This is a genomic window from Microbacterium sp. NPDC091676 (assembly GCF_044756645.1).
Taxonomy (GTDB): Bacteria; Actinomycetota; Actinomycetes; order Actinomycetales; family Microbacteriaceae; genus Microbacterium; species Microbacterium paraoxydans_D.
This window is the reverse complement of record NZ_JBIVTI010000002.1, coordinates 120180-143771: the sequence shown is the minus strand read 5'-3', so window position 1 is coordinate 143771 and position 23592 is coordinate 120180. Positions and strand designations below refer to the sequence as shown.

The following is a 23592-nucleotide window of genomic DNA, read 5'->3' as shown; positions in this document are numbered from 1 at the left end:
TGTCCACAATAGGGCGGTCCCGATACGATGGGCAAGTGAAACTCCCCGAGACCTCCGAATGGGTGCTGCACACCGTCGCGGTGATCGCTCAGCTCCCTGCGGGGTCGACGGTGTCCGGCGCGCAGCTCGCCGAGCACTTCGGCGTGCCGGGGCCGTACCTCTCGAAGCAGCTCGCGAAGCTCGTCCGCGCCGGAATCCTCACCGGGAGCACGGGGCCGCGAGGCGGCTTCCGCCTGGCCAGAGACCCCGGGAACATCAGCGTCCTCGATCTCGTCACCGCGGTCGACGGCGCCGCCGACCCGTACGTCTGCCGCGAGCTCCGTCAGCAGGGGAGAGGCGCCGCCCGCCCGGAGGACTGCACCGCGCCGTGCGGACTCGCCGTCGTGATGCGCCGTGCCCACGAGGCCTGGCGGGCGACGCTGGAGGCGGTGTCGATCGCCGAGGTCGTCGCCACGCTCCCGGACACCGTCCCGGCCAAGAACCGGCGCCTCCTGCTCGGTCCCTGACCCGCCCGACTGCACGATCCGTGCCCGGTTGCACGAGGGCGTCGGATCGTGCACGCAGAAGCGGCCGGACGGGTCGGACGAACCGACCCGGACCGGACCGGGTCCGGGTCAGGCGTCGAAGCTGAGGCTCAGTTTTCGCAGGAGGGCGGCCAGTCGGTCGCGGTCGGCGCGGGAGAGGGCACGCAGCAGGTCGGCCTCGGCGTCGACGAGCCGGGTGATCGCGGCGTCCACCCGGACGCGGCCGTCGTCGGTCAGGGTCACGAGCACGCTGCGGCCGTCGGCCGGGTCGGCTTCGCGGCGCACGAAGCGACGGCCGACGAGACGGTCGATGCGGTTGGTCATGGTGCCGCTCGACACGAGGGTCTGCTGCAGGAGCTGTTTGGGGGAGAGCTGGAACGGGGAGCCCGCCCGACGCAGCGCCGACAGCACGTCCCACTCCCACGGTTCGAGGTCGCTCCGACGGAACACCTCGCGGCGCGCGCGGTCGAGGTGTCGGGAGAGGCGGTCCATGCGGGACAGCACCTCCAGGGGGGAGAAGTCGAGGTCGGGTCGCTGCGTGTTCCACGCGCCGACGATCCGATCGACCTCATCCGCCTCGCTCATCCGTTCATTATCGCGCGCGAGGGCGTCGTGGCCGCGGAGGACGCGGGGAGCAGCATCGTGAGGAACGCGCTGTGCGGGTCGGGGAGGTAGGAGCCGAACGGCGGACCCTCCCGGAAGCCGGCGGCGGTGTACAGGGCCCGGGCCGGAGCGAAGAACGGGTCCCGTCCGGTCTCCAGCGAGACGCGTCCGATGCCCCGCGCGCCGGCGTCGTCCAGGAGGTGTCCCAGCATCGTGCGTGCGAAGCCGCGCCCGCGGAAGGCGGGATCGGTGCGCATCGACTTCAGCTCCTCGTGTCCGTCCTCGACGACGGCGAGGGCGCCCGTCGCGGCGATCCGTCCGTCGACCCGTCCCGTGAAAAACCGGACGCGAGGAGTCAGCAGCCGGTCGAGCGGAAGCGCATGCTGGCTCTCCGGCGGAGCGGTGCCGTCCATCTCCGCGTGGTGTGCGGCGATGAAGGCCGCGATCTCAGGGGTGGCGACGGTGACACGGTCGATCACGAGGCTCATCGTCCCAGCATCGCAGAGCCGTGTTTCGCGGGGATGACGAGCCCGCCCGGCGTGCGCCTCACGCACAGGAAGACGGGCGAGGACGTGGCAGACTTATCCCGCGGTGCCCCCGGGCAGCGCGGTCCGCCGTGGTGTAATGGCAGCACGACAGCCTTTGGAGCTGTGAGGTCTAGGTTCGAGTCCTGGCGGCGGAGCATGACTGGGAACAACCTCGCCATCGTCGTCCTCGCCGCAGGGCAGGGCACTCGCATGAAGTCGCGCCTGCCGAAGGTGCTGCACCGGATCAGCGGGCGGCCTCTGGTCGGACACGTGCTCACGACGGCCACCCGTCTGCAGCCGACGCACATCGAGGTGGTCGTGCGCCACGAGCGCGATCAGGTCGTCTCCGCGCTGCGCGACGACTACCCGGATGCCGTCTTCGTCGACCAGGACGACGTGCCGGGCACGGGCCGCGCCGTCCAGGTCGCGATCGATGCGCTGCCCGCGGACTTCGACGGCGACGTGCTCGTGCTCTCCGGCGACTGCCCGCTGGCCGATGCCGAGACGCTCTCGACGTTCCTCGACGAGCACCGCGCCTCCGGAGCCCCCGCGACCCTCATGACCGCTCTCGTCGACGACCCCACCGGGTACGGCCGGGTCATCCGCGACGCCGACGGCACGGTCGACCGCATCGTCGAGCAGAAGGACGCGACGGCGGAGGAGGCGGCGGTCAGCGAGATCAACGCCGGCATGTACGTGTTCCGCGCCGCCACGCTGCGCACCTACCTGCCCCGGATCGGCGTGGACAACGCGCAGGGCGAGATGTATCTCACGGACGTGCCCGGCCTCGTGCGCCGGGACGGCGACCGGGTCGCGGCGTCGATCGTGTCGGACGTCGAGGTCACGTTCGGGGTCAACGACCGCGCCCAGCTCGCCGAGGTCGGGCGTCGTCTGAACGCCCGCATCGTTCGCCGCTGGCAGCTCGAGGGCGTCACGATCGTCGACCCGGCGACCACCTGGATCGACGACGACGCCACGCTCGCCCCCGACGTCACGGTGCTCCCGAACACCCAGATCCTGCGCGCGACGACGATCGCCGCCGGCGCGACGATCGGTCCGGACACCACCCTCGTCGACTGCGAGGTCGGGGAGGACGCGGTCGTCCGGCGCACCGACGCGACCCTGGCCGTGATCGGCGCCGAGGCGACCGTGGGTCCGTTCTCCTACCTCCGCGCCGGCACCGTGCTCGGCCCGAAGGGCAAGATCGGCGCCTACGTCGAGACGAAGAACGCCGAGATCGGCGAGGGCAGCAAGGTGCCGCACCTGTCGTACGTGGGCGATGCGACGATCGGCCGCGGCGTGAACCTCGGCGCGAGCACGATCACCGCCAACTACGACGACGTGCACAAGCACCGTACGGAGATCGGCGACGAGGTGCACACCGGCTCGCACACGGTGCTGGTCGCGCCCGTTAGGCTTGGTCCTGGTGCGAAGACCGGCGCCGGCGCCGTCGTCCGCAAGGACGTCCCGGCCGGTGCTCTGGCCATGAGCGTGGCCCCCCAGCGCAACATCGAGGGGTGGGTCGAGAAGAACAGAGCAGGGACGGGCGCGGCGGATGCCGCGGCCCGGGAGAATTCGGCGGAATAGGCGGAGCATGGCCCGGAAGAAGAAGACGGTCGACCTGGATCGCGACAACGGCGTGGCCCCCGGCCTCGTCGCCAAGACGAAGAAGCGTCTGGTCATCGCGGGTGGTCGATCGCATCCCGAGCTGACGGCGGCCGTCGCCGCCTCACTCGGCACCGAGATCGCTCCGGTCGAGCACCGCACCTTCGCCTCCGGCGAGATCTACGCGCGCTTCGAGGTCTCGATCCGCGGCTGCGACCTCTTCCTCGTGCAGACCTTCGGCGAGCCGGTCAACGAGTGGCTCATGGAGACGCTCATCATGATCGACGCCGCCAAGCGCGCCTCGGCCAAGCGCATCACCGTCGTCGCGCCGTACTATCCGTATTCGCGTCAGGACAAGAAGGGCCGCGGCCGCGAGCCCATCAGCGCCCGCCTCGTCGCCGATCTGCTGAAGACGGCCGGCGCGGACCGCGTCATGAGCGTCGACCTGCACGCCGCCCAGATCCAGGGCTTCTTCGACGGCCCCGTCGACCACCTGTTCGCCAAGCCGGTGCTCCTGGACCACTTCGAGCGCACGCTCACCCCGGAAGACCGGGAGATCCTCACGGTCGTGTCCCCGGACATGGGCCGCGTGCGTGTGGCCGACACCTGGTCGGACAGCCTCGGAGCCCCGCTCGCGATCATCCACAAGCGCCGCGACCCGAAGGTCGCCAACCAGGTCTCCGTGCACGAGATCGTGGGCGCCGTCGAGGGACGCACCTGCCTCCTCGTCGACGACATGATCGACACCGGCGGCACGATCGTCAAGGCCGCGCAGGCGCTGAAGGCGAACGGCGCGCACCGCGTGATCGTCGCCGCGACCCACGCGATCTTCAGCGACCCGGCGTCCGAGCGGCTGCAGGACGCGGCGATCGACGAGGTTGTCGTCACGGACACGATCCCGCTGTCCGCATCGCGTCGCTGGGAGAACCTCACGGTGCTGCCCATCGCGCCGCTGCTGGCCCGGGCGATCCACGAGGTCTTCGAGGACGGCTCCGTCACGAGCATGTTCGGCGGAGACGCGTAACTCATCGGGACGGCACAGCCCGTGCATAGCCGGGGTGCTTACGGTCGAGTCATCGACGGAAGAGTCGACCGACGACGACCACGGAGGACCCCATGATCCGCACGACCGTTCCGACCTCTGTCCGCACGGGCACCGCCCTCCTCGGGGTCGCAGGCCTCTTCGTCCTCGCCGGGTGCTCGTCGACCGGCGACGCCGCCGACACCTCGAACGGCGCCGACGAGACCGCGGGGTCGAGCTCGTCGTCCTCGTCGACCGGTGGTGACGCCTCCGGCACCTACACCGACGGCACCTACACCGCCGACGGCTCGTACCAGACCCCCGAGACGGTGGAGGAGATCACCGTCACGCTCACCCTCGCCGACGGCGTCGTGACGGAGGTCGAGGTGACCGGCGACCCCAAGGCCCCGGAGACCGAGCGGTACCAGGGCGAGTTCATCGACGGGATCGCCGACGAGGTCGTGGGGAAGTCGATCGACGAGCTGAACGTCAGCCGCGTCGCCGGATCCTCGCTCACGAGCGGCGGCTTCAACGACGCCGTGGCCTCCATCAAGGAGCAGGCCGCCGCCTAGGCGCGAGGCGTCCTCATGGGGCAGTGGCGATTCGAGGCGATCGGCACCGGGTGGGAGATCGAGACCGGCGCCCCGCTCACCGCTGACGTCCGCGCGGCCGTGACGGCCGAGATCGAGCGGTTCGATCGCACCTGGTCGCGGTTCCGAGACGACTCCGACGTGACTCGTCTCGGACGCTCCGGCGGTCGCCTGCCCTCGCCGGACGCGGGGCCGATGCTCGACGCCTATCGCGATCTCGACGCGGCCACGGCCGGTGCGGTGAATCCGCTGGTCGCCGACAGCCTGGTCGCCCTCGGGTACGACGCCACCTACTCGTTGCAGGCCGGCGATCCCCGCCCCGCTCCCGCCTCCTGGACCTCGCGGCTCAGATGGTCCGCCGGGGTGATCGACGCCCCTGCGCCCGCCCTGCTCGATGTCGGCGCCCTCGGCAAGGGACGCCTCGTCGACCGGGTGACGGCGGTGCTGGCGGACACCCCCGGCGACGTGGTCGTGGATGCCGGTGGGGATATCCGCGTCCGCGGCGCCGGCGTCCGCATCGCGCTCGAGCACCCGTTCGACGCACGGAAGGCGATCGGCGTGGTCGAGGTCACCGACGGCGCGCTGTGCGCCTCGGCCATCAACCGACGGGCGTGGGGAGACGGTCTTCATCACGTGCTCGACGCGCGGACGGGACGCCCCGTCCGTACCTGGGCCGCGACGTGGGCTCTCGCGCCGGAGGCGATGACCGCCGACGCCGTGGCCACCGCCCTGTTCTTCGACGGCGGCCCGGAGCTGGCCACCCGCTGGGGCGTCGAATGGGTGCGCATGACCACCGACGGACGCGTGCAGCGCTCACCCGGGTGCCGCGCCGAGCTCTTCACGGCGGCACCCGCCGCTGCCGCCGGGACCGGGGGAGACAGGACACCATGACCACCGCTTTCGCCGCCGCCCGCCAGCGCGTCCTCGCCGTCCTCGGGGCGCTCTCGATGTACCGCCTCGTGCTGTTCGCGCTGACGGCACTCGCGCTCATCGCCCTCGTGCTCTCCCTGCTCGGGGTGATCGTCTCTCCGACGCCGGTGGAGCTGGTGGCGTCCTTCCTGGTGCTCGCCGTCGTGATCTCCGCCGTGGACGCGGTCGCCCAGCGCCTCCTCCGCCTGCCCTGGCGCGTGGAGTCCTCGCTCGTCACCGCCCTCATCCTGCTGTTCGTGCTGCGTCCCGGCATCGAGCCGTCGGCGTTGCTCGGCCTCGCGATCGCCGGTGCCGTGGCGAGTGTGTCCAAGTACCTCATCGCCTGGCGAGGACGCCACATCTTCAACCCGGCGGCGTTCGGTGCCGCGGTCGTGACGATCCTGGGGGCGTTCGATGCGTTCAGCGGGCTCGGCACCTTTTCGTCGTGGTGGGTCGGCACCCCGGTTCTCGTGATCCCCGTCGTCCTCCTCGGGCTCGCCGTGCTGTGGCGCACGGAGAAGGTCGGCGTCGTCCTCCTCTTCCTCGTCGTCGCCGTGGGCACCTCGATCGTGCGGCAGGCGGTGCAGTTCGCGCAGTTCGACACCTCCTTCGACCCCCTGGCGGCTCTCTCGTTCGCGGTGCTCCAGTCGCCGTTCCTCTTCCTCGGGGCGTTCATGCTGTCGGAGCCGCTGACGCTCCCGCCGCGTCGCCGGCAGCAGCTCGTCGTCGCCGCCGTGGTCGGCGTGCTCGCGGGGTGGCCGATCGCCGTCGCCGGCCTCTTCACGCTCGGTCAGGAGCGCGCCCTGCTCATCGGCAACCTCGTGGCCTTCGCGTTCGCCCTCCGCGGGTCCGTGCGTCTGGTCCTGGAGCGCCGTGCCTTCGTGACGCCGACCGCGCAGGAGCTCACGTTCCGGGCCCAGGGCCGCGTGCGGTTCCTCCCCGGGCAGTACCTCGAGCTCGATGTCCCGCATCGGCGCCCTGACGCGCGGGGCACGCGCCGCGAGTTCAGCATCGTGTCCGCTCCGGCCGACCTGCCGATCCTTCGCATCGCGTACAAGAACGGCGACCAGCAGCACCCGTCGAGCTACAAGCGGGCTCTCGCGGCCGCCCAGCCCGGTGCGACCTTCGCGGTGACGGGCACCTGGGGCGATTTCATCCTGCCGCGTGGCGAGCACCCCGTGCTCATGGTGGCGGCCGGCATCGGCGTGACCCCGTTCGTGTCGCAGCTCCGGCAGCTCCAGGCGACGGGGCAGCGACGGGACATCGTCCTCGTCTACGTGGCCGCTGCGGCGGACGAGCTCGCCTTCCGGGACGAGCTCGCCGCGACGGGTGTGCGCACGGTCGTGTTCACCCGTGACGAGCCGGACGACCTCCCCGCGCACTGGACCTGGGCGCAGGGGGCGCGTCTGGACGCGGAGACCCTGGAGCGCGCGGTGGCGGACCTCTCGACGCGGCACGCCTTCATCTCCGGCCCGCCGCGGCTCATCGCCGACCTCGCGCCCGCGCTGCAGAAGGCCCGTTCCCTCACCACCGACGCCTTCGCCGGCTACTGACCCGGACCCTTCTTCCCTCTGCCTCGGGGCTCGGCTCAGGCGTCGGGGGTCTCGCCGGGAGGGGTCAACGGGAGCCGGACGGTGAACGTCGTGTCGCCGGGCTCGCTCTCGACCGAGATCCGGCCGCGATGGCCCTCCACGATGGCCTTGACGATCGCGAGACCGAGCCCGGTCCCTCCGGTCTGACGAGCGCGGGAGCTGTCCCCGCGGGCGAATCGGGCGAAGAGCTCGTCGCGGAGGGCGGGATCGATCCCCGGGCCGTCGTCGTGCACGCGCAGCACGGCCTCATCGCCCTCCCGCGCCACGCTCAACGTCACCGTGGTCCCCGCGGGGGTGTGGGTCCGGGCATTGGCCAGCAGGTTCGCGACCACCTGATGCAGCCGCCCCGCATCGCCCACGACGGTGACCGGCTCGTCCGGCACCTCGATGTTCCAGTGATGGTCGGCCGCGGTCGGCCGCGCGTCGGAGAGGCCCTCGAGGGCGAGCTGGGCGAGGTCGACCGTGCCGTACACGAGCTCACGGCCCTCGTCGAGACGGGCCAGGAGCAGCAGGTCCTCGACGAGCCGCGTCATCCGCAGCGACTGCGCCTGGATACGCTCCAGCGAGGAGGTCGTGCCCTCGATGACCGCGTCTTCCTTCGTCGCCTCCGGTGCCTGACGCAGCGCCCGCAACGAGAGCTCCGAGTAGCCGCGGATCGAGGCCAGGGGCGTACGCAGCTCATGGCTCGCGTCGGCGACGAACCGGCGCATCTGCTCCTCGTTCTTCTGCCGCGCCGAGAGGGACGTGTCCACGTGGTCGAGGAGCTTGTTGAGTGCGGCGCCGACGAGCCCGGTCTCCGTCCGCGGATCGGCCTCGCTCGCCGGCACGCGCTCGGTGATGCTGACCTCGCCGCGGTCGAGCTGCTGATTGGCGACCCTCGTCGCCGTCGCCGCGACCGCCCGCAGCGGCCGCAGCCCGACGCGGATCGTGACCGCCGTGGTCAGGGCGAGGAGGATCAGGCCGCCCGCCGTCGCGAGCAGGATCACGGTGAGGAGCTGCGTGAGCTGATTCTGGATTCCGTCGCGCGGGAGTCCGGTGACGACGACGACGCCGTTACTCGCGGTCGTCGCGAGGATCCGATACGAGCCGAGCCCGTCGAAGGAGACGGTCGCAGGGGTCCCGAGTGCGACCGTTCCGTACAGCCTCTGCAACTGCTCGGGCGTGAGTGTCTGGGACGAACTGGTGAGGTCGCCGCGGTTGTCGTCGAAGACGAGACCCGTCGGCCCCACCACCGGGCTGGCCACGGAGAACAGCAGGCCGGGCACCTTGACGTCGCGGCCGTACAGGATGTTCTCCGCTGTCGCCTCCGAGGGGTTGGAGCGCGACACCCACTGGTCCCGGATGGTGACCGCGTAGCCCTTCACCTCGTCGTCGAGCTGGCGCTCGAGCGTGCTGCCGAGGGTGGCGCTGGTGATGACGGCGACGATGACGAGGATCAGCGACACGAACCCGATCACCGCGGTCATCAGCCGCGTCTGCAGGCTCATGGGCCGTCGCGTCACCGTCGCTCCGCTCACTGCGGGGCCTTGATCATGTAGCCGACGCCGCGCACGGTGTGCAGGAGGGGCGTGCGGCCGGCGTCGATCTTCTTCCGGAGGTAGGAGATGTAGAGCTCCACGACCGAGGACTTGCCGCCGAAGTCGTAGCTCCAGACGCGGTCCAGGATCTGCGCCTTGGACAGCACCCGGCGCTCGTTGCGCATGAGGTACCGCAGCAGCTCGAACTCGGTCGCGGTCAGCTCGATCTCCACGCCGTCCCGGACGACCTCGTGGCTGTCCTCGTTGAGCGTGAGATCGGCGACCCGGAGGATCGACTGCCCGTCGTCGGCGCTGGCGTGTCCGGTGCGCCGGATGATCGCGCGGAGCCGGGCGATCACCTCCTCCAGGCTGAACGGCTTGGTCACATAGTCGTCGCCCCCGGCCGTGAGCCCGGCGACGCGGTCGCCCACGGCGTCCTTCGCCGTCAGGAAGAGGACGGGGACGAGGTTGCCCGCTTCGCGGAGCCGCTTGAGCACGGCCATCCCGTCGAGGTCGGGCATCATGATGTCGAGCACGAGGGCGTCCGGCTCGAACTCCTTCGCGACCTGGAGCGCCTCGAGGCCGGAGGACGCGGTGCGCACCTCCCAGCCCTCCATGCGCAGGGCCATGGCGAGCAGATCGGTGAGCATCTGCTCGTCGTCCACGGCGAGGATGCGCAGAGGGGAGCCGTCGGGGCGGCGCAGTTCGGGCAGATCGCTGGTCATGCCTCTATTCTGCGGAACTTCCTATGTGATTTCTATGGAACGGGCTATGGGTTCTCTGGGAGATGTCCGCCTCATAGAACCCTCATCATCCGTCCCTCGAATCCGCATAACGGTCGTCCCTAGCGTCGGTTCCGCGCCGCGATCGTCGCGGCGGGAGGAGAGACATGTACGGACGATATCTGCGGCGCGAACTCGCGGGCCGCAAGAAGCAGACGGCGATCGTGGCCATCGGGCTCGCGATCGCGATCGGACTGGTGATCGTGGTGAATGCCCTGACGACCGGTGTGCGCGACGCCCAGACCCAGTCGCTGGCAGCGGTCTACGGAGTGGGGACGGATCTCACCGTCACCGGCGCCGCCGCGGAACCGGGCGACGGGACGGGACCGCGGTTCGAGTTCGACGAGGACGCGGGGGAGAGCGACGGCGAGACCACGACCCTGGAGCAGTCGACCCTGCGCACGGACTTCGGCCGGACGACGCTCGACGCCTCGGTGCTGGACACGGTGGCCGGCACCGACGGCGTCGCGGCCGCGACCGGAGCGCTGAGTCTGACGAACTCGACCTTCTCCGGCGAGCTGCCGAGCGGCGGCTTCGGCGGGCAGGACGGCGCAGAGGGCGGCGAGGCGCCCGCGGAGGGCCAGGCGCCTCCGCAGGGCGGCGGGGGCGGCGGGGGCGGTGCGTTCGGCATCGACTCGTTCACCGTCCTCGGCATCGACCCGTCCGCGACGGAGGTCGGCCCGCTGGCCTCCGCCGAGATCGGCGAGGGGCGTGGGCTGGACGCCGACGACAGCGGAGACCTCGTCGCTCTGGTGGACAGCACGTACGCGGCGACGGAGGACATCGCGGTCGGCGACACCCTGGACGTCGCAGGCTCTGACGTCGAGGTCGTCGGCCTCCTCACGTCGGCGTCCGATGCCGCGGATACCGCGGCGGACGTCTATCTCCCGCTCGACACCGCACAGGAGCTGGCCGGGGTCGAGGACGTGATCTCCACGGTGTACGTGCAGGCGGATTCGGCGTCGTCCATCGACGAGCTGCAGACGGCCCTGGCGGAGGAGCTTCCCGACGCCACCGTCTCCTCGCAGTCCGAGCTCGCCGCGACCGTGTCCGGCTCGCTCTCGAACGCGACGGCGCTCGTCACCAACCTCGGCACCTGGCTGTCGATCATCGTCCTCGCCGTCGCCGTGCTGCTCTCGGTGCTCCTCACCCTCTCCGGCGTCGGCCGCCGCACCCGCGAGTTCGGCACGCTCAAGGCGATGGGGTGGTCGAACGGCCGCGTCGTGCGCCAGGTCGCCGGGGAGTCGATGGTGCAGGGACTCCTCGGAGGAGCAGCAGGTCTCGTGCTCGGCCTCGCCGGGATCCTGATCATCACCGTCGTGCAGCCGACCGTGGCCGCAGGATCCACGGCCGTCGGCGGAGGCCCGGACGGAGGAGGAGGCTTCGGCGGCCCCGGCGGCATGGCCCCGGGCGCGGAGACCGCCGACATCGTGCTGCAGGCACCGCTGACCCCCTGGGTGCTCGTCGCCGCCGTGGGTCTCGCGGTGCTGGGCGGACTCGTCGCCGGCGCCTTCGGAGGCTGGCGGGCGGCGCGACTGAGCCCGGCCGAGGGCCTGCGGTCCGTCGCATGAGCGACGTCGCGAACCACACAGGAGAGAAGGAGACCGAGATGACCACGATGACGGATTCCGAGGCTCGCGTTCCGGCCCCGCCGGCGGCGACCCCGCTGTACCGGGCGGCGGGCGTCACCCGCACCTATACGCGGAGGGGACGGACGGTGACGGCGCTCACCGGCGTCGACCTGGAGATCATGCCCGGCGCCTTCGTCACGATCCAGGGGCCGACCGGAGGGGGCAAGTCGACGCTGCTGCAGCTGCTGGGGGCGCTCGACACCCCGACCTCCGGGACGCTGCAGCTGGACGGCCGTGAACTGTCGTCGGCGTCGCCGTCGGAGCTGGGACGGATCCGCGCGCAGGAGATCGGCTTCGTCTTCCAGGGGTTCAACCTGATCCCGACCCTGACGGCGGCGGAGAATGTCGACATGGCCCTGGAGCCGCTCGGCATCGACCGGGCGGAACGACGCACCCGCGTCGCCGCCGCTCTCGCGCACGTCGGCCTGGAGGACCGCGGAGACCATCGCCCCGCGGAGCTGTCCGGCGGACAGCAGCAGCGCGTCGCGATCGCGCGGGCGATCGTCAAGCGCCCCCGGGTGCTGCTCGCGGACGAGCCGACGGGCAACCTCGACGAGAGGATGCGCGACGAGATCCTCGACCTCCTCGAGCGGCTGTGCGCGGAGGGCATCACCATGGTCGTGGTCACGCACGACTCCGCGGTGGCGCGACGAGCGACGAAGCGGCTGCGTCTGACGCAGGGGACGGTGAAAGACATCACCCGATAGTCGGCGGCGCGGGGGAGGGGCGGACGGCGAGCCGCCCCTCTTCCGCGATGTCCGACCCCGGGTCTACCGTGTGCTCATGGTCGACCACGTCGAATCCGCACAGCCCACCGTCCACCGTCCCTCCACCGTCTCCGAGGTCGCCGCGCTCGTCCGCGCCGCCGCGCAGGAGGCGGTCCCCCTGACCGTCGTCTCCGGCGGCCACGGGCCCTGGTCCCACGCCCCCGCTCCCGGTCTGCGTCTCGAACTCGGGGAGCTCTCCTCGATCGAGATCGACGGCACGGTCGTGCGCATCGGCGGCGGTGCCGTCTGGGGCGACGTCGCGAAGACCCTCGCCGGCCACGGCCTCGCGCTGAGCTCCGGCGACACGGCCAGCGTCGGCGTCGGCGGACTCACCCTCGGCGGCGGCGTCGGCTGGATGGTGCGCGCCTGGGGGCTCGCCGTCGATCAGCTGGTCGGCGCCCAGGTCGTCACCGCGAGCGGAGACGTGGTGGAGGCGTCGGCCACGCAGCATCCCGACCTGTTCTGGGCGCTGCGCGGCGGTGGCGGCAACTTCGGCGTCGTCACCCGTTTCGATTTCGAGGCGCATCGCCTGCCGGGGATCGCGCTGGCCGAGTCCGTCGTCGAAGGCGACGCGACGGCCGTGCTCCGGGCCGCGCGCGAACTCCTCCGCGACGCCCCGCGCGAACTGACCGTCACGTACATGGACGTGCCGCCCATGGACCCGAGCGCTCCGGCCGGTGCCCGGCTGACCGCCGTGTGGGCCGGGCCCGACCCGGAGGCGCTGCGTGTGGAGCTCGCTCCGATCACCGCCCTCGACGGCGTCACGACGGAGATCACCGAGCCCGCCTACCGGGACATCCTGATGGAGATGCCGCAGCCCGAGGGCGGCGAGGCTCCCGCTCCTCCCGGGTTCCTCGGCGGGAACGGTCTCGTCGCCGACCTCGACGATGAGACGATCGATCGGCTCGTGGCCTATCGGCGGGAGTACCCCGCCTCGGTCGTCTTCCTCCGGTCCCTCGGCGGGGCGTTCGGCGCCGTGCCGCAGGAGGAGACGGCCTTCCCGGCGCGCGGCGCGACCTGGTTCGTCATGGCCGGTGCCTTCGACGTCCCGGGGATGCTCGACGAGCAGCAGCGTGAGAAGGCCGCCGCCGACGCACAGCGGATCGTCGGGGGCCGCCTCGCCGAGTACAGCAACTTCGTCGACCGCGAGCGACCGGACGCGGTGTCCGGGATGTACGACGGCGACGGCTACGCGCGTCTGCGCGCGGTGAAGGCGCAGTGGGACCCGCAGAACGTGTTCCGCCGCAACCACAACATCCTCGCCTGACGCACGAAGGGCCGGGCACCCTGCGGTGCCCGGCCCTTCGCAGACCCGAGGTCAGTGCGTGTCTTCGGCTTCGATCTCGGAGCGGTCGCCCGACCACAGCGTGTGGAAGGTGCCCTCCTTGTCGATGCGCTTGTAGGTGTGCGCGCCGAAGAAGTCGCGCTGGCCCTGCACGAGAGCGGCCGGGAGGCGGTCGGCGCGGATGCCGTCGTAGTACGACAGCGACGAGGAGAACGCGGGAGCGGGGATACCGGACTGCGCTGCCGTGACCACCACGCGACGCCAGGCCGCCTGGCCGCGCGTGAGCGCCTCGGCGAAGTACGGAGCCGTCATCAGCACGGGCAGGTCCGGGGTCTCGGCATAGGCGTCCGCGATCCGGTTCAGGAACTGTGCACGGATGATGCAGCCGCCGCGCCAGATCTTGGAGATCGCACCGAGATCGATGTTCCAGCCGTACTCGGCGGCACCGGCGCGGATCTCGTCGAAGCCCTGCGAGTAGGCGACGATCTTGGAGGCGTAGAGCGCCAGGCGGACGTCCTCGACGAAGGCCTCGACCTCGTCGGCGGGGACGGTGAACTCCTCGTCCGGACCGGGAAGCGCCGCGGCGACCGCGCGCTGCTCGGGGTGGGAGGAGAGCGACCGGGCGAACGTCGCCTCGGCGATACCCGAGACCGGCACGCCGAGGGAGAGCGCGGTCTGCACGGTCCAGGCGCCGGTGCCCTTCGCGCCGGCCTGGTCCAGGATGACGTCGACGAGCGGCTTGCCGGTGGACGCGTCGACCTGGCGCAGCACCTCGGCGGTGATCTCGATGAGGTACGACTCCAGCTCCCCGCGGTTCCACTCGGCGAAGATCTCGGCGATCTCCGCGGGCGTCTTGCCGGTCCCGCGACGGATGAGGTCGTAGGCCTCGGCGATGAGCTGCATGTCGGCGTACTCGATGCCGTTGTGCACCATCTTGACGAAGTGGCCGGCACCGTCGTGGCCGACGTGCGTCACGCAGGGCTCGCCCTCGGCGATCGCGGCGATGGACTTCAGGATGGGTCCGAGCGTGATCCAGGACTCGTCCGAACCGCCCGGCATGATCGAGGGGCCGGTGAGGGCGCCCTCCTCGCCACCGGAGATGCCGGCGCCGACGAAGTTGATCCCGGTCTCGCGGACGGCCTTCTCACGGCGGATGGTGTCCGGGAAGTAGGCGTTGCCGCCGTCGACGATGATGTCGCCCGGCTCGAAGACCTCGGCGAGGGAGTCGATCACGGCGTCGGTCGGGGCTCCGGCCTTGACCATGATGATCGCGGTACGCGGCTTCTGCAGCGAATCGGCGAACTCCTGGTAGGTCTTCGCCGGGAGGAAGCCCGCCTCAGGATGCTCGTCGAGGAGGGTCTGCGTCTTCTCGTAGCTGCGGTTGAAGATCGCCACGGTGTTGCCCTCGCGGCTCGCGAGGTTGCGGGCGAGGTTCGACCCCATGACGGCGAGTCCGACGACTCCGATGTTCGCTGATGCTTCGGGCACGGAAGGCTCCTCGATCGTGAAGAAGGGTTGTCTTCAGCGTATCGCTGTGCGGTGGATCGAGGCGCACCCATGACGCATGGCCGTCATCGTCCGCGGTGCCCGACAGCCGCGTGCGTGCGGACCTCTACGCTGAAGGGAGCACAGGAGCTGGAGGGAGTCGGTCGTGACGGAGTCCGAGAAGAAGGTCCGCGCCGTCGTCGCGGTGCCGTTGGCGGAGGAGCTGTGCGGGCTCATCGAGGAGCTGGAGCCGCGGCTCGAGGTCATCCACGACGCGGCCCTGGTGCCTCCCATGCGCGGTCCGGCCGACTGGTCGGGCGATCCCGACTTCGCGCGCACGCCGGAGCAGCAGCGGGCGTTCGATGACCTCGTCGACTCCGCCGACGTCCTCTTCGGCATCCCCGACGTCGACCCCGACGCGCTGGCACGGACGGTGTCCGCGAACCCGCGGCTGCGGTGGGTCATGACCACGGCGGCCGGCGGTGGCAGCACCGTGAAGGCCGCGGGACTCGACCGGGCCGCTCTCGACCGCATCGTCTTCACCACCAGTGCCGGCGTCCACGGCGGCACCCTCGCCGAGTTCGCCCTCTTCGCGGTGCTCGCCGGGGCGAAGGACCTCCCGCGCCTGCGGACGGATCAGGATCGGCGCGTCTGGCCCGATCGCTGGGAGATGCGTCAGGTCGACGAGATGACCGTGCTGGTGGTGGGCCTCGGCGGCATCGGCGCGGAGTGTGCCCGCCGGTTCCACGCCCTCGGCGCCAGGGTGTGGGGGACCAGTCGCTCCGGTCGCCCGGTCGAGGGCGTCGATCGCCTCATCGCGCCGGACGAACTCGTGGACGCGGTGGGGGAGGTCGACGCGATCGTCGTCACGTTGCCGGGCACGGAGCAGACCAGGCACCTCATCGGCGAGGAGGTCCTGCGGGCGGTGAAGCCCGGGGTCATCCTCACCAACGTCGGGCGCGGCAGCGTGGTCGACGAGACGGCGTTGCTCTCCGCACTCGACGACGGCCGCGTCGGCTTCGCCGGGCTGGATGTCTTCGAGCAGGAGCCGCTGCCCGCCGAGTCCCCGCTGTGGGCGCACCCGCGCGTCCTCGTCAGCCCGCACACGGCGGCGCTCAGCTCGAAGGAGGAGGAGCGCATCGCCCGGCGGTTCGCCGAGAACGCCACCCGCCTGCTCGACGGTCGGGAGCTGCGCGCGGTGGTCGACACGGTCGAGTTCTACTGAGGGTCGACGGGAGGCCGGCATGAGCGTGCGCATCGTCGTGATGGGGCCGAGCGGCTCCGGGAAGTCGACGGTGGGCGCGGCGCTGGCGGAGAGCCTCGGGGCGCGCTTCGTGGACGGCGACGATCTGCATCCGCTGACCAACGTCGAGAAGATGGCGGCGGGGATCGCCCTCGACGACGAGGATCGGATGCCGTGGCTGCGGGTGGTCGGACGGACGCTCGCCGCGGAGACGCACATCGTCGTCGCATGCTCGGCGCTGCGGCGGTGCTACCGGGATGCGATCCGGGCGGAGGCGCCGGACGCCATCTTCGTCGAGCTGCACGGAGAGCGGGAGACGCTCGCACGGCGGCTGGGCGGTCGATCCGACCACTTCATGCCGGCGTCCTTGCTCGACTCCCAGCTCGACGCATGGGAACCGCTGACGGACGACGAGTACGGGGTCCGGGTCGATGCCGCGCTCCCGCTGGTGCCGGAGGTGGCGGCGATCCGGAAGGCGCTCGCCGCGATGACGGGAACGCCGGGGGAGTCTCAGTCCTTGCGGTAGCCCGAGCGGCCGAGGGAGAACAGTGCAGCGCCCGTGGCGACGGCGGCGCACAGCGACATGGCGCCGATCACCCAGAGGAAGACGTGAGAGAGGAACGCGGCGTCGAGCATGGGGGTACTCCGAATTTCTGCAGAGGGGACCGGTGTCCTCAGCCTATCGGGTCATCCGGTACCATGGAGGCGTACCTCGGCGAGGGACGCTTCTGCGCGTGCGCGGACGTCCGTGATCGACGCGGCGAAGCAAGCCCGGTGGCTTTCCTCACGCGTCCGCGTTCGAGTCCACAATTCCAAGACCACCGCGCGGCGCCTTCGCTGCGTGCCCCGAAGGAGAACCTCATGTCTGAAGACAACACGGTCCACGCCGAGCTGCGCAGCAGCTTCGGCAAGGGCTTCGCCCGTCGTCTGCGTGCCGCCGGCAAGATCCCCGCGGTCATCTACGGCCACGGCACCGAGCCCGTCCACGTCGCCCTGCCGGGCCACCAGGTCTCCCTGATCATCCGTCGCGCCAACGCGCTGCTCGACCTCGACATCGAGGGCACCTCGCAGCTCGCCCTCGTCAAGGACGTGCAGAAGGACCCGGTGCACCAGATCATCGAGCACATCGACCTCCTGGTCGTGAAGAAGGGCGAGAAGGTCGCCATCGACGTGCCCGTCGTCGTGACCGGCGAGCCGGCTCCCGGCACCATCGTCAACCTCGATGCCACGACCATCCAGGTCGAGGCCGAGGCCACCCACATCCCGGAGAACATCGAGGTCTCGGTCGAGGGTCTCGAGGAGGGCGCGCACATCACCGCCGCCGACGTCACCCTCCCGAAGGGCTCGACGCTCCTCACCGACGCCGAGGTCCTCGTGGTCGCCATCTCCGTCCCGGCCGCTCCGGTCGAGGACGAGGAGACCGAGGGCGAGTCCGCCGAGGGTGGCGCCGAGGCGTCCGAGGAGGCCGCCGCGGAGTGATCTCCGCCTGCTTCATCACGGAGGGGACGCGATCGGATCGCGTCCCCTCCGTCGTATCCTGACCGGGGTGACGGCTCCGGCGAGAGAGGACGAGGAATGGCAGCGACCTGGCTCGTGGTCGGTCTCGGCAACCCGGGACCCCGCTATGAGGCGACCCGCCACAACATCGGCCAGATGGTCGTCGACGAACTCGCGGCCCGCCGCGGCGAGAGCTTCCGGGAGCACAAGGGCGGTGCCCGCGTCGTCGAGACCTGGCTGCGTCCCGGCGCCGACAAGCTCGTGCTCGCGAAGCCGAACACGTTCATGAACGTCTCAGGCACACCCGTCGCCGCCCTCGCGCGGTTCTACTCCGTCCCTCTCGACCACGTCGTCGTCGTGCACGATGAGCTCGACATCCCGTTCGACACGGTCAAGCTCAAGACCGGAGGAGGGCATGGCGGGCACAACGGCGTCCGCGACATCGCGCGAGCGCTCACGAGCCCGGACTTCCCCCGGGTGCGCGTGGGCATCGGTCGCCCGGTGGGGCGTCAGGACCCGGCCGACTGGGTGCTCTCCCCGTTCGGCAAGGACGAGCGCGCCAACTTGCCGCTGCTCGTGGGGGACGCGGCGGACGCGGTCGAGCTCCTCGTCGACGAAGGGCTGCTCGCCGCACAGCAGAAGCACCACGCCCCTCGCTGAGGTTCCGGCGCGCGCCGCGCGTCAGGTCGTGAAGGTGGCGTACCCCGCCGCCCCGCCGACGGCGAACGCGGTGAAGACGGCGACGAAGAAGATGATCGCGCCGAGGACGGCGACGATGAGCGCGGCGATGCCCGCTCCGCGCCCCTGCTTCCTGCGGATCGCGATGATCCCCAGCACGATCGCGGCGATGCCGAGCACCGTCCCGGCCCAGAAGGACAGCTCCGTCCACAGCACCTGGTCGCGGGCGGGGGACAGGAACCCGAGATCGCCTGTGGAGCCGCTGAAGCCCTGCGGGATGCGGTGGCCGACTTCGAACGCGCTGACGCCGCCGATGATCGGCATGACGACGGCCGCGAGGATCGAGAGGCCGAGAGCGAGCAGGCCGAGGAACCCCGAGGGCTTCGGTGCGGCGTCCGGAGCGGTGTACGTGCCGGACGGTGCCGCATAGCCGCCCACGGGCACCTGATACGCCCCCGGAGGCGCGGCCGGCGGTGCCGACGGGTACGCGGGCGGGTACGGTGCCGGCGGTGCCGACGGATACGCGGGCGGCGGGACGGCGCCGGATGCCGGATCCTGCGGGACCGAGGTCGCCGGGGGGAGGGGCGGCATCGCGCCGGCGGGAGGGGGCAGCTGCGGATCGGTCACGATGTCATCCTAGGGTCGGCCGCGGCTCACACCCGGCGCAGCAGTCCGACGCGGTCGTACACGTCGGACAGCGTGCGATCGGCGACGGCGTCGGCACGGGCGGCGTTCTCAGCGAGGATCCGGTCGAGCTCGGCCGGGTCGTCCAGGAGCTCGAGGGCACGGTCGCGCACCGGGGCGAACTCCTCCACGACGACCTCGGCGAGGCCCTTCTTGAAGTCGCCGTAGCCGCGGCCCGCGTACTCGTCCTCGATCGCGGGGATCTGACGGCCGGTCAGGGCGGCGTAGATGGTCAGGAGGTTCGAGACGCCGGGCTTGGCCTCCCGATCGAACCGCACGGTGCCCTCGTTGTCGGTCACCGCGCGCATGATCTTCTTCGCCGACTTCGCCGGGTCGTCGAGCATCCACAGCACACCGGCATCGCTCTCGGCCGACTTCGACATCTTGGCCGTCGGGTTCTGCAGGTCGTAGATCCGCGCCGTCTCCTTCTGGATGACCGGGACCGGCACCGTGAAGGTCTCGCCGAACCGCGAGTTGAAGCGCTCCGCGAGGTCGCGGGTGAGCTCGACGTGCTGCTTCTGGTCGTCGCCGACCGGCACGACGTCGGTCTGGTAGAGCAGGATGTCGGCGGCCATGAGCACCGGATAGGTGAAGAGGCCGACGCTGGTCGCATCGGCGCCGTAGCGGGCCGACTTGTCCTTGAACTGTGTCATGCGTCCGGCCTCGCCGAAGCCGGTGATCGTGCTGAGGATCCAGGCGAGCTCGGCGTGCGCACGGACGTGCGACTGCACGTACAGCGTCGACTGCGACGGCTCGATGCCGGCGGCGATGTACTGCGCGGCGGTCCGGCGGGTCTTCTCGCGCAGCTCTGCCGGGTTCTGGGCGACCGTGAGGGCGTGCAGGTCGACGACGGAGAAGAACGCGTCGTACGAGGTCTGGAGCTCCCGCCACTGCAGGAGTGCACCGATGTAGTTGCCGATCTGGAGGGAGTCGGCGGAGGGCTGCATTCCGGAGTAGAGACGAGGCTTGTTCACCCGTCAATCCTATGCGTCTGCGCGGCGAAGCCCGGCGTCGCCGCATCCCCTACGCTGACGTCATGACGGACGGCATGCCCCTGAGGCGCGGACAGGTGTTCCTCGATGCCCTGGGCGCGGAAGCGGAGCGTCTCCATCCGGAGATCCTCGCGCAGTACCGCGCTCCGGCACCGGCGGGGCACGCGGAGGGGGTGTTCGCGGTCGCGGGGAGCCGGTTCGGCCGCTGGGCGGCTCTCGCGCGTCCGATCGTGGGACCGGGGCTGCTGGTGCCGACGTCGGGGCGGGACGTCCCGTTCGTCCTCCGCACGATCACGGGGCGCGCGGAGACCGGCCGCGCGACGCTGGACTCCACCCGCGAGTTCCTCTTCCCCGGGCGGACCGCACGGATCGTGGACAGGCTCACCGTGAGCGTGCGACCGGGACTGGTCCGGAATCTCCTCGGTGCCCGCGGCCGTGTCGAGCTCATCGAGGAGTGCAGCGTGACGGCGGAGGGCTTCCTGCGGATGCGCACCGTCCGGGTCGCCCTGCGGCTGTGCGGTCGGCGGTTCGCCCTGCCCGGTCCGCTCGGGGTGCGCGTGGACCTCGTCGACGGCTGGGACGCCGAGCATCGCCGGCGCACGATCGACATGCGCGCCGTGAACCCCGTGCTCGGCACCGTTCTGGAGTACCGCGGATGGTATCGGGAGTCGGCGCCGTCGCCCTCCGAGCGGCCGGAACCGGGTCAGTAGGTGTAGTCGACGACGACCGGCGCGTGGTCGCTCCAGCGCTGGTCGTACGCGGCCGCACGGGCCACGTGGTACGCCTGGACGCGCTCGGCGAGAGCGGGCGTGGCCAGGTGGTAGTCGATGCGCCATCCCGAGTCGTTGTCGAAGGCCTTCCCGCGCATGGACCACCAGGTGTAGGGCCCGTCCACCTCGCCGTGGAAGCGGCGGCCGACGTCCACCCAGCCCAGGCCCGTGCCGACCGAGCCGTCGACGCCGGTGACCGAGGTCCCGGCTTCACCGAGGAACCGATCGAAGTAGGCGCGCTCGCGCGGCAGGAAGCCGGCCTTGGTGCGGTTGCCGCGCCAGTTCTTGATGTCGAGCTCGCGGTGCCCCACGTTGAGGTCACCGGTGACGAGGGCGAGGGCGCCGTCGGTGTTCAGACTGGCCAGGCGAGCCTCGAATGCGTCGAGGAACTTCCACTTCTCGTCCTGCTTCGGGGTGTCGGCCTCGCCGGAGTGCACGTAGGCGCTGACGACGGTGAGCGGACGGTCGCCGATGAGGAAGTCGGCCTCGATCCAGCGACCCTTGGAGTCGAAGTCCTCCGGGCCGAAGTCCGCCCGGGAGGCGAGCGCGGGGAGGCGGCTGGCGATCGCGACGCCCGCGCGCCCCTTGGCCGTGGCCTCGTCGTGCACGAAGGTCCAGCCGGGGAGGGCAGCCTCGATGTGCTCGTCCTGCCCCCGCACCTCCTGAAGGGTGAGGATGTCGATGTCGGCGGCGTCCAGCCAGGTGCTCATCCCGTTGCGGGCGGCCGCCCGGATCCCGTTGACATTGACCGAGGCGATACGCAGGTGAGGCATTCCTCCAGCCTAACGAGCACCGCCGACATCGCGGTTCTGACGGTGGTCGAGCTCCGAGAGCAGGCGCTGCGCGAGAGGGGACGTCGGGGGTGCGGGCGGGGGAGCGGAGGCCTCCAGCCGTGCGACCTCGTCCTCCGCCTCGCGGACGGCGTGCCCGGCCGCCCAGCTCCGGTACCACGGGGCCTCGTCGCGCGCGGCGCGGGCGTCGCGCAGTCGGATCCGTGCCGCGGAGAGCAGCGTGGCGTGCTCGGCCACCCGCCGCTCGGCCTCCGTCGGCAGCAGGAGCGGGAGGTCGCGGTCCTGGGCGGCGACGGCGATCCACGAGGCGGCGACGAGCATGACCACCCCGTTCACCCGGAACCACAGCAGCAGGCCGACGAAGATCGCGAAGGTCGCCAGCAGCGGGTTCGACGGCGTGTAGCTCAACAGGAAACCGACCCCGAACTGCAGCACCGTCATGGCCGCGCCGCCGAGGAGGGCGCCGGGCCAGATGGTGCCCCAGTGCAGCGAGGTGCCGGTGAGGAAGCGCACCATCGCCGCCAGCGCTCCCGTCAGCAGGACGAACGACACCAGGACGGTGCCGATCCGGATGCTGATGTTGAGGCCGTCGGAGCCGGCGTCCCAGCCCAGCAGCGACAGGACCCAGCTGAGGACCGCGGCGCTGGCCGAGCTCAGTGCGGAGCCGACGATGAGGGCGACTCCGAAGATGAGAGCGGCGAGCAGGTCGCGCGCCTTGAGGAGGAGGTAGCTGCGCCGGTCGGGCTCGAGGCCGAAGATGTCCCGCACGGCCCGCCGGGAGAAGGTCACCCACCCGATCGCGGTCCAGATCACCGTGCCGAGGGCGATCAGACCGGTGATGCCGAGGAACCCGCTGGTGTTCGACGCGATCTCCTGCACCTGCGCGGGGGTGAAGACGCCGCCCTCGTCGAGGATGAGGTTCGGGATGTAGTTGTTGATGATGTCGATGAGGCCGTTCACCGCCTCCTCGCTGCCGCCGAGCCAGAGGCCCGCGATGGCGAACGCGAGGTAGATCGCGGCGAAGATGGCGAACAGCGCCTGGTAGCTCACCCCGGCCGCGAGCAGGAAGCCGTTGTGCTGCAGGAAGTGTCGCCACACCCGCACCGGGAAGAGGCCGAGGGTGCGCCGGGTCAGCGCGGTCGCGCGCTCGACCGCGGCATCGAGGCGACCGTCGGTCGCCGAACCGGGCTCGGACACGCCCCCACCCTACCCAAGCGCGGGCCCCGCCTTCGCGCGCCCGGCCTGCCTCCGCGAGAACAGGCGCAGACGCGAGAACAGGCGGCCCCGTCTGGGACCGCCTGTTCTCGCGTGAATGCCTGTGTCGGCGCGTCAGGGACGGCCGCGGAGGACCGCCTGCTTGACCTCGGCGATGGCCTTGGTGACCTCGATGCCGCGGGGGCACGCCTCGGAGCAGTTGAAGGTCGTGCGGCAGCGCCAGACGCCCTCCTTGTCGTTGAGGATGTCGAGACGCACGGCGGCGTTGTCGTCGCGCGAGTCGAAGATGAAGCGGTGCGCGTTGACGATCGCGGCCGGGCCGAAGTACTGCCCGTCGGTCCAGAACACGGGGCACGACGAGGTGCACGCGGCGCAGAGGATGCACTTGGTGGTGTCGTCGAAGATCTCACGGTCGGCGATGGACTGCGTGCGCTCCTTGCCCTTCTCCGGCACGGAGTTCGCGACGAGGAACGGCTGCACCTCGCGGTACGACGCGAAGAACGGCTCCATGTCGACGACGAGGTCCTTCTCCAGCGGCAGGCCCTTGATGGCCTCGACGTAGATCGGCTTCGAGATGTCGAGGTCCTTGATCAGCGTCTTGCAGGCCAGGCGGTTGCGGCCGTTGATGCGCATGGCGTCGGAACCGCAGATGCCGTGGGCGCAGGAGCGGCGGAAGGTCAGCGAGCCGTCGACCTCCCACTTGATCTTGTGCAGGGCGTCGAGGACGCGGTCGGTGGAGTAGAGCTCCACGTCGTAGTCGACCCAGTGCGGCTCGGCGTCGACCTCGGGGTCGAACCGGCGGATGTTGAAGGTGACGATGAAGGACTGGATCCCGGTGTCTTCGGTCGTCTCGGCCGGCGCTTCGGCGATGGCGTTCGACATGC

Annotated in this window: 25 protein-coding genes and 1 tRNA gene; 15 read left to right on the top strand and 11 right to left on the bottom strand. The window is 71.0% G+C overall.

The window, feature by feature from the left end; all coding sequences use genetic code 11:
* Nucleotides 1-35 precede the first annotated feature (35 nt).
* Complete coding sequence (locus tag ACIQID_RS13815; RefSeq protein WP_400286123.1) at nt 36-506, top strand: RrF2 family transcriptional regulator; 471 nt, start codon at nt 36-38, stop codon at nt 504-506.
* Between the two features lie 108 nt (nt 507-614).
* Here ACIQID_RS13815 and ACIQID_RS13810 read toward each other — a convergent pair whose 3' ends face one another.
* Both ACIQID_RS13810 and ACIQID_RS13805 read right to left on the bottom strand, forming a co-directional pair.
* Nucleotides 615-1109, bottom strand: coding sequence for a MarR family winged helix-turn-helix transcriptional regulator (locus tag ACIQID_RS13810; RefSeq protein ID WP_062636517.1), 495 nt, complete (start codon nt 1107-1109; stop codon nt 615-617).
* Nucleotides 1106-1681: a GNAT family N-acetyltransferase gene (locus ACIQID_RS13805; protein WP_396654662.1), complete on the bottom strand. Its 576-nt coding sequence runs from the start codon at nt 1679-1681 to the stop codon at nt 1106-1108. Before ACIQID_RS13805 ends, ACIQID_RS13810 begins: the two co-directional genes overlap by 4 nt.
* Before the next feature lie 56 nt (nt 1682-1737).
* Here ACIQID_RS13805 and ACIQID_RS13800 point away from each other — a divergent pair.
* The 6 genes from ACIQID_RS13800 (at nt 1738) to ACIQID_RS13775 (ending at nt 7332) form a co-directional block, all read left to right on the top strand.
* A tRNA-Gln gene (locus ACIQID_RS13800) sits at nt 1738-1809 on the top strand.
* A gap of 1 nt (nt 1810) precedes the next feature.
* The gene (gene glmU, locus ACIQID_RS13795) at nt 1811-3241 is read left to right on the top strand and encodes a bifunctional UDP-N-acetylglucosamine diphosphorylase/glucosamine-1-phosphate N-acetyltransferase GlmU (RefSeq protein ID WP_312675254.1); all 1431 of its coding nucleotides are present in this window, start codon (nt 1811-1813) and stop codon (nt 3239-3241) included.
* A gap of 7 nt (nt 3242-3248) precedes the next feature.
* Nucleotides 3249-4283: a ribose-phosphate diphosphokinase gene (locus ACIQID_RS13790; RefSeq protein WP_312675253.1), complete on the top strand. Its 1035-nt coding sequence runs from the start codon at nt 3249-3251 to the stop codon at nt 4281-4283.
* 92 nt (nt 4284-4375) lie between these two features.
* Entirely contained in the window at nt 4376-4852 is a 477-nt protein-coding gene (locus ACIQID_RS13785) for an FMN-binding protein (RefSeq protein ID WP_400286116.1), read from the top strand.
* Nucleotides 4853-4867: 15 nt separating this feature from the next.
* On the top strand, nt 4868-5761 hold the full coding sequence (locus tag ACIQID_RS13780; RefSeq protein ID WP_400286113.1) for an FAD:protein FMN transferase: 894 nt from the start codon (nt 4868-4870) through the stop codon (nt 5759-5761).
* A complete protein-coding gene (locus ACIQID_RS13775) occupies nt 5758-7332 on the top strand; it encodes an FAD-dependent oxidoreductase (protein ID WP_400286110.1) in 1575 nt (524 codons plus the stop codon). Before ACIQID_RS13780 ends, ACIQID_RS13775 begins: the two co-directional genes overlap by 4 nt.
* 35 nt (nt 7333-7367) lie before the next feature.
* Here the strand turns inward: ACIQID_RS13775 and ACIQID_RS13770 are convergent, their stop codons facing one another.
* Together ACIQID_RS13770 and ACIQID_RS13765 are read right to left on the bottom strand one after the other, a co-directional pair.
* On the bottom strand, nt 7368-8858 hold the full coding sequence (locus ACIQID_RS13770; protein WP_400286107.1) for a sensor histidine kinase: 1491 nt from the start codon (nt 8856-8858) through the stop codon (nt 7368-7370).
* Nucleotides 8859-8884: 26 nt separating this feature from the next.
* Nucleotides 8885-9613, bottom strand: a complete 729-nt coding sequence (locus tag ACIQID_RS13765) for a response regulator transcription factor (RefSeq protein WP_136051691.1) — start codon at nt 9611-9613, stop codon at nt 8885-8887.
* A 164-nt stretch (nt 9614-9777) separates the two neighbouring features.
* Here ACIQID_RS13765 and ACIQID_RS13760 point away from each other — a divergent pair, with 164 nt between their 5' ends.
* The 3 genes from ACIQID_RS13760 (at nt 9778) to ACIQID_RS13750 (ending at nt 13335) form a co-directional block, all read left to right on the top strand.
* The gene (locus ACIQID_RS13760) at nt 9778-11241 is read left to right on the top strand and encodes an ABC transporter permease (protein ID WP_400286102.1); all 1464 of its coding nucleotides are present in this window, start codon (nt 9778-9780) and stop codon (nt 11239-11241) included.
* 47 nt (nt 11242-11288) lie between these two features.
* Nucleotides 11289-12008: an ABC transporter ATP-binding protein gene (locus ACIQID_RS13755; RefSeq protein WP_136051726.1), complete on the top strand. Its 720-nt coding sequence runs from the start codon at nt 11289-11291 to the stop codon at nt 12006-12008.
* Nucleotides 12009-12084: 76 nt separating this feature from the next.
* A complete protein-coding gene (locus ACIQID_RS13750) occupies nt 12085-13335 on the top strand; it encodes an FAD-binding oxidoreductase (RefSeq protein WP_400286099.1) in 1251 nt (416 codons plus the stop codon).
* 51 nt (nt 13336-13386) lie between these two features.
* Here the strand turns inward: ACIQID_RS13750 and gndA are convergent, their stop codons facing one another.
* Entirely contained in the window at nt 13387-14841 is a 1455-nt protein-coding gene (gene gndA, locus ACIQID_RS13745; RefSeq protein ID WP_400286096.1) for an NADP-dependent phosphogluconate dehydrogenase, read from the bottom strand.
* Nucleotides 14842-15004: 163 nt separating this feature from the next.
* On the opposite strand from gndA, the gene ACIQID_RS13740 reads away from it, so the two are divergent.
* Together ACIQID_RS13740 and ACIQID_RS13735 are read left to right on the top strand one after the other, a co-directional pair.
* The gene (locus ACIQID_RS13740; protein WP_400286093.1) at nt 15005-16063 is read left to right on the top strand and encodes a D-2-hydroxyacid dehydrogenase; all 1059 of its coding nucleotides are present in this window, start codon (nt 15005-15007) and stop codon (nt 16061-16063) included.
* A 19-nt stretch (nt 16064-16082) separates the two neighbouring features.
* The gene (locus tag ACIQID_RS13735; RefSeq protein ID WP_400286090.1) at nt 16083-16607 is read left to right on the top strand and encodes a gluconokinase; all 525 of its coding nucleotides are present in this window, start codon (nt 16083-16085) and stop codon (nt 16605-16607) included.
* Here the strand turns inward: ACIQID_RS13735 and ACIQID_RS13730 are convergent.
* A complete protein-coding gene (locus tag ACIQID_RS13730; protein WP_400286087.1) occupies nt 16592-16717 on the bottom strand; it encodes a hypothetical protein in 126 nt (41 codons plus the stop codon). The genes ACIQID_RS13735 and ACIQID_RS13730 overlap by 16 nt on opposite strands.
* 225 nt (nt 16718-16942) lie before the next feature.
* On the opposite strand from ACIQID_RS13730, the gene ACIQID_RS13725 reads away from it, so the two are divergent.
* Nucleotides 16943-17560: a 50S ribosomal protein L25/general stress protein Ctc gene (locus tag ACIQID_RS13725; protein WP_312675233.1), complete on the top strand. Its 618-nt coding sequence runs from the start codon at nt 16943-16945 to the stop codon at nt 17558-17560.
* Nucleotides 17561-17656: 96 nt separating this feature from the next.
* Nucleotides 17657-18238, top strand: coding sequence for an aminoacyl-tRNA hydrolase (gene pth, locus ACIQID_RS13720; RefSeq protein ID WP_025105649.1), 582 nt, complete (start codon nt 17657-17659; stop codon nt 18236-18238).
* 21 nt (nt 18239-18259) lie between these two features.
* On the opposite strand, the gene ACIQID_RS13715 is transcribed toward pth, so the two are convergent.
* The gene (locus ACIQID_RS13715) at nt 18260-18883 is read right to left on the bottom strand and encodes a hypothetical protein (protein WP_400286082.1); all 624 of its coding nucleotides are present in this window, start codon (nt 18881-18883) and stop codon (nt 18260-18262) included.
* Nucleotides 18884-18909: 26 nt separating this feature from the next.
* The gene (trpS, locus tag ACIQID_RS13710; protein WP_082749972.1) at nt 18910-19914 is read right to left on the bottom strand and encodes a tryptophan--tRNA ligase; all 1005 of its coding nucleotides are present in this window, start codon (nt 19912-19914) and stop codon (nt 18910-18912) included.
* Between the two features lie 62 nt (nt 19915-19976).
* On the opposite strand from trpS, the gene ACIQID_RS13705 reads away from it, so the two are divergent.
* Nucleotides 19977-20642 (top strand): DUF4166 domain-containing protein, encoded by a 666-nt coding sequence (locus ACIQID_RS13705; protein ID WP_400286077.1) that lies wholly within the window; start codon nt 19977-19979, stop codon nt 20640-20642.
* On the opposite strand, the gene ACIQID_RS13700 is transcribed toward ACIQID_RS13705, so the two are convergent.
* The 3 genes from ACIQID_RS13700 to ACIQID_RS13690 form a co-directional block, all read right to left on the bottom strand.
* Complete coding sequence (locus tag ACIQID_RS13700; protein WP_025105653.1) at nt 20636-21475, bottom strand: exodeoxyribonuclease III; 840 nt, start codon at nt 21473-21475, stop codon at nt 20636-20638. The two genes, ACIQID_RS13705 and ACIQID_RS13700, sit on opposite strands and share 7 nt — an antisense overlap.
* A 9-nt stretch (nt 21476-21484) precedes the next feature.
* Nucleotides 21485-22690 carry a YihY/virulence factor BrkB family protein gene (locus ACIQID_RS13695; protein ID WP_400286073.1) on the bottom strand — a complete coding sequence of 402 codons (1206 nt, stop codon included), beginning with the start codon at nt 22688-22690 and terminating at the stop codon, nt 21485-21487.
* A 132-nt stretch (nt 22691-22822) separates the two neighbouring features.
* A complete protein-coding gene (locus ACIQID_RS13690; RefSeq protein ID WP_025105655.1) occupies nt 22823-23590 on the bottom strand; it encodes a succinate dehydrogenase iron-sulfur subunit in 768 nt (255 codons plus the stop codon).
* Nucleotides 23591-23592: the final 2 nt, after the last annotated feature.

Coding starts and splice junctions, on each gene's coding strand:
- glmU (WP_312675254.1), top strand. CDS start 1,811: ATGACTGGGAACAACCTCGCCATCGTCGTCCTCGCCGCAGGGCAGGGC.
- ACIQID_RS13765 (WP_136051691.1), bottom strand. CDS start 9,613: ATGACCAGCGATCTGCCCGAACTGCGCCGCCCCGACGGCTCCCCTCTG.
- ACIQID_RS13775 (WP_400286110.1), top strand. CDS start 5,758: ATGACCACCGCTTTCGCCGCCGCCCGCCAGCGCGTCCTCGCCGTCCTC.
- ACIQID_RS13725 (WP_312675233.1), top strand. CDS start 16,943: ATGTCTGAAGACAACACGGTCCACGCCGAGCTGCGCAGCAGCTTCGGC.
- pth (WP_025105649.1), top strand. CDS start 17,657: ATGGCAGCGACCTGGCTCGTGGTCGGTCTCGGCAACCCGGGACCCCGC.
- ACIQID_RS13700 (WP_025105653.1), bottom strand. CDS start 21,475: ATGCCTCACCTGCGTATCGCCTCGGTCAATGTCAACGGGATCCGGGCG.
- ACIQID_RS13730 (WP_400286087.1), bottom strand. CDS start 16,717: ATGCTCGACGCCGCGTTCCTCTCTCACGTCTTCCTCTGGGTGATCGGC.
- ACIQID_RS13760 (WP_400286102.1), top strand. CDS start 9,778: ATGTACGGACGATATCTGCGGCGCGAACTCGCGGGCCGCAAGAAGCAG.
- ACIQID_RS13810 (WP_062636517.1), bottom strand. CDS start 1,109: ATGAGCGAGGCGGATGAGGTCGATCGGATCGTCGGCGCGTGGAACACG.
- ACIQID_RS13750 (WP_400286099.1), top strand. CDS start 12,085: ATGGTCGACCACGTCGAATCCGCACAGCCCACCGTCCACCGTCCCTCC.
- ACIQID_RS13755 (WP_136051726.1), top strand. CDS start 11,289: ATGACGGATTCCGAGGCTCGCGTTCCGGCCCCGCCGGCGGCGACCCCG.
- ACIQID_RS13770 (WP_400286107.1), bottom strand. CDS start 8,858: ATGAGCCTGCAGACGCGGCTGATGACCGCGGTGATCGGGTTCGTGTCG.
- ACIQID_RS13705 (WP_400286077.1), top strand. CDS start 19,977: ATGACGGACGGCATGCCCCTGAGGCGCGGACAGGTGTTCCTCGATGCC.
- ACIQID_RS13785 (WP_400286116.1), top strand. CDS start 4,376: ATGATCCGCACGACCGTTCCGACCTCTGTCCGCACGGGCACCGCCCTC.
- ACIQID_RS13735 (WP_400286090.1), top strand. CDS start 16,083: ATGAGCGTGCGCATCGTCGTGATGGGGCCGAGCGGCTCCGGGAAGTCG.
- ACIQID_RS13780 (WP_400286113.1), top strand. CDS start 4,868: ATGGGGCAGTGGCGATTCGAGGCGATCGGCACCGGGTGGGAGATCGAG.
- ACIQID_RS13790 (WP_312675253.1), top strand. CDS start 3,249: ATGGCCCGGAAGAAGAAGACGGTCGACCTGGATCGCGACAACGGCGTG.
- ACIQID_RS13690 (WP_025105655.1), bottom strand. CDS start 23,590: ATGTCGAACGCCATCGCCGAAGCGCCGGCCGAGACGACCGAAGACACC.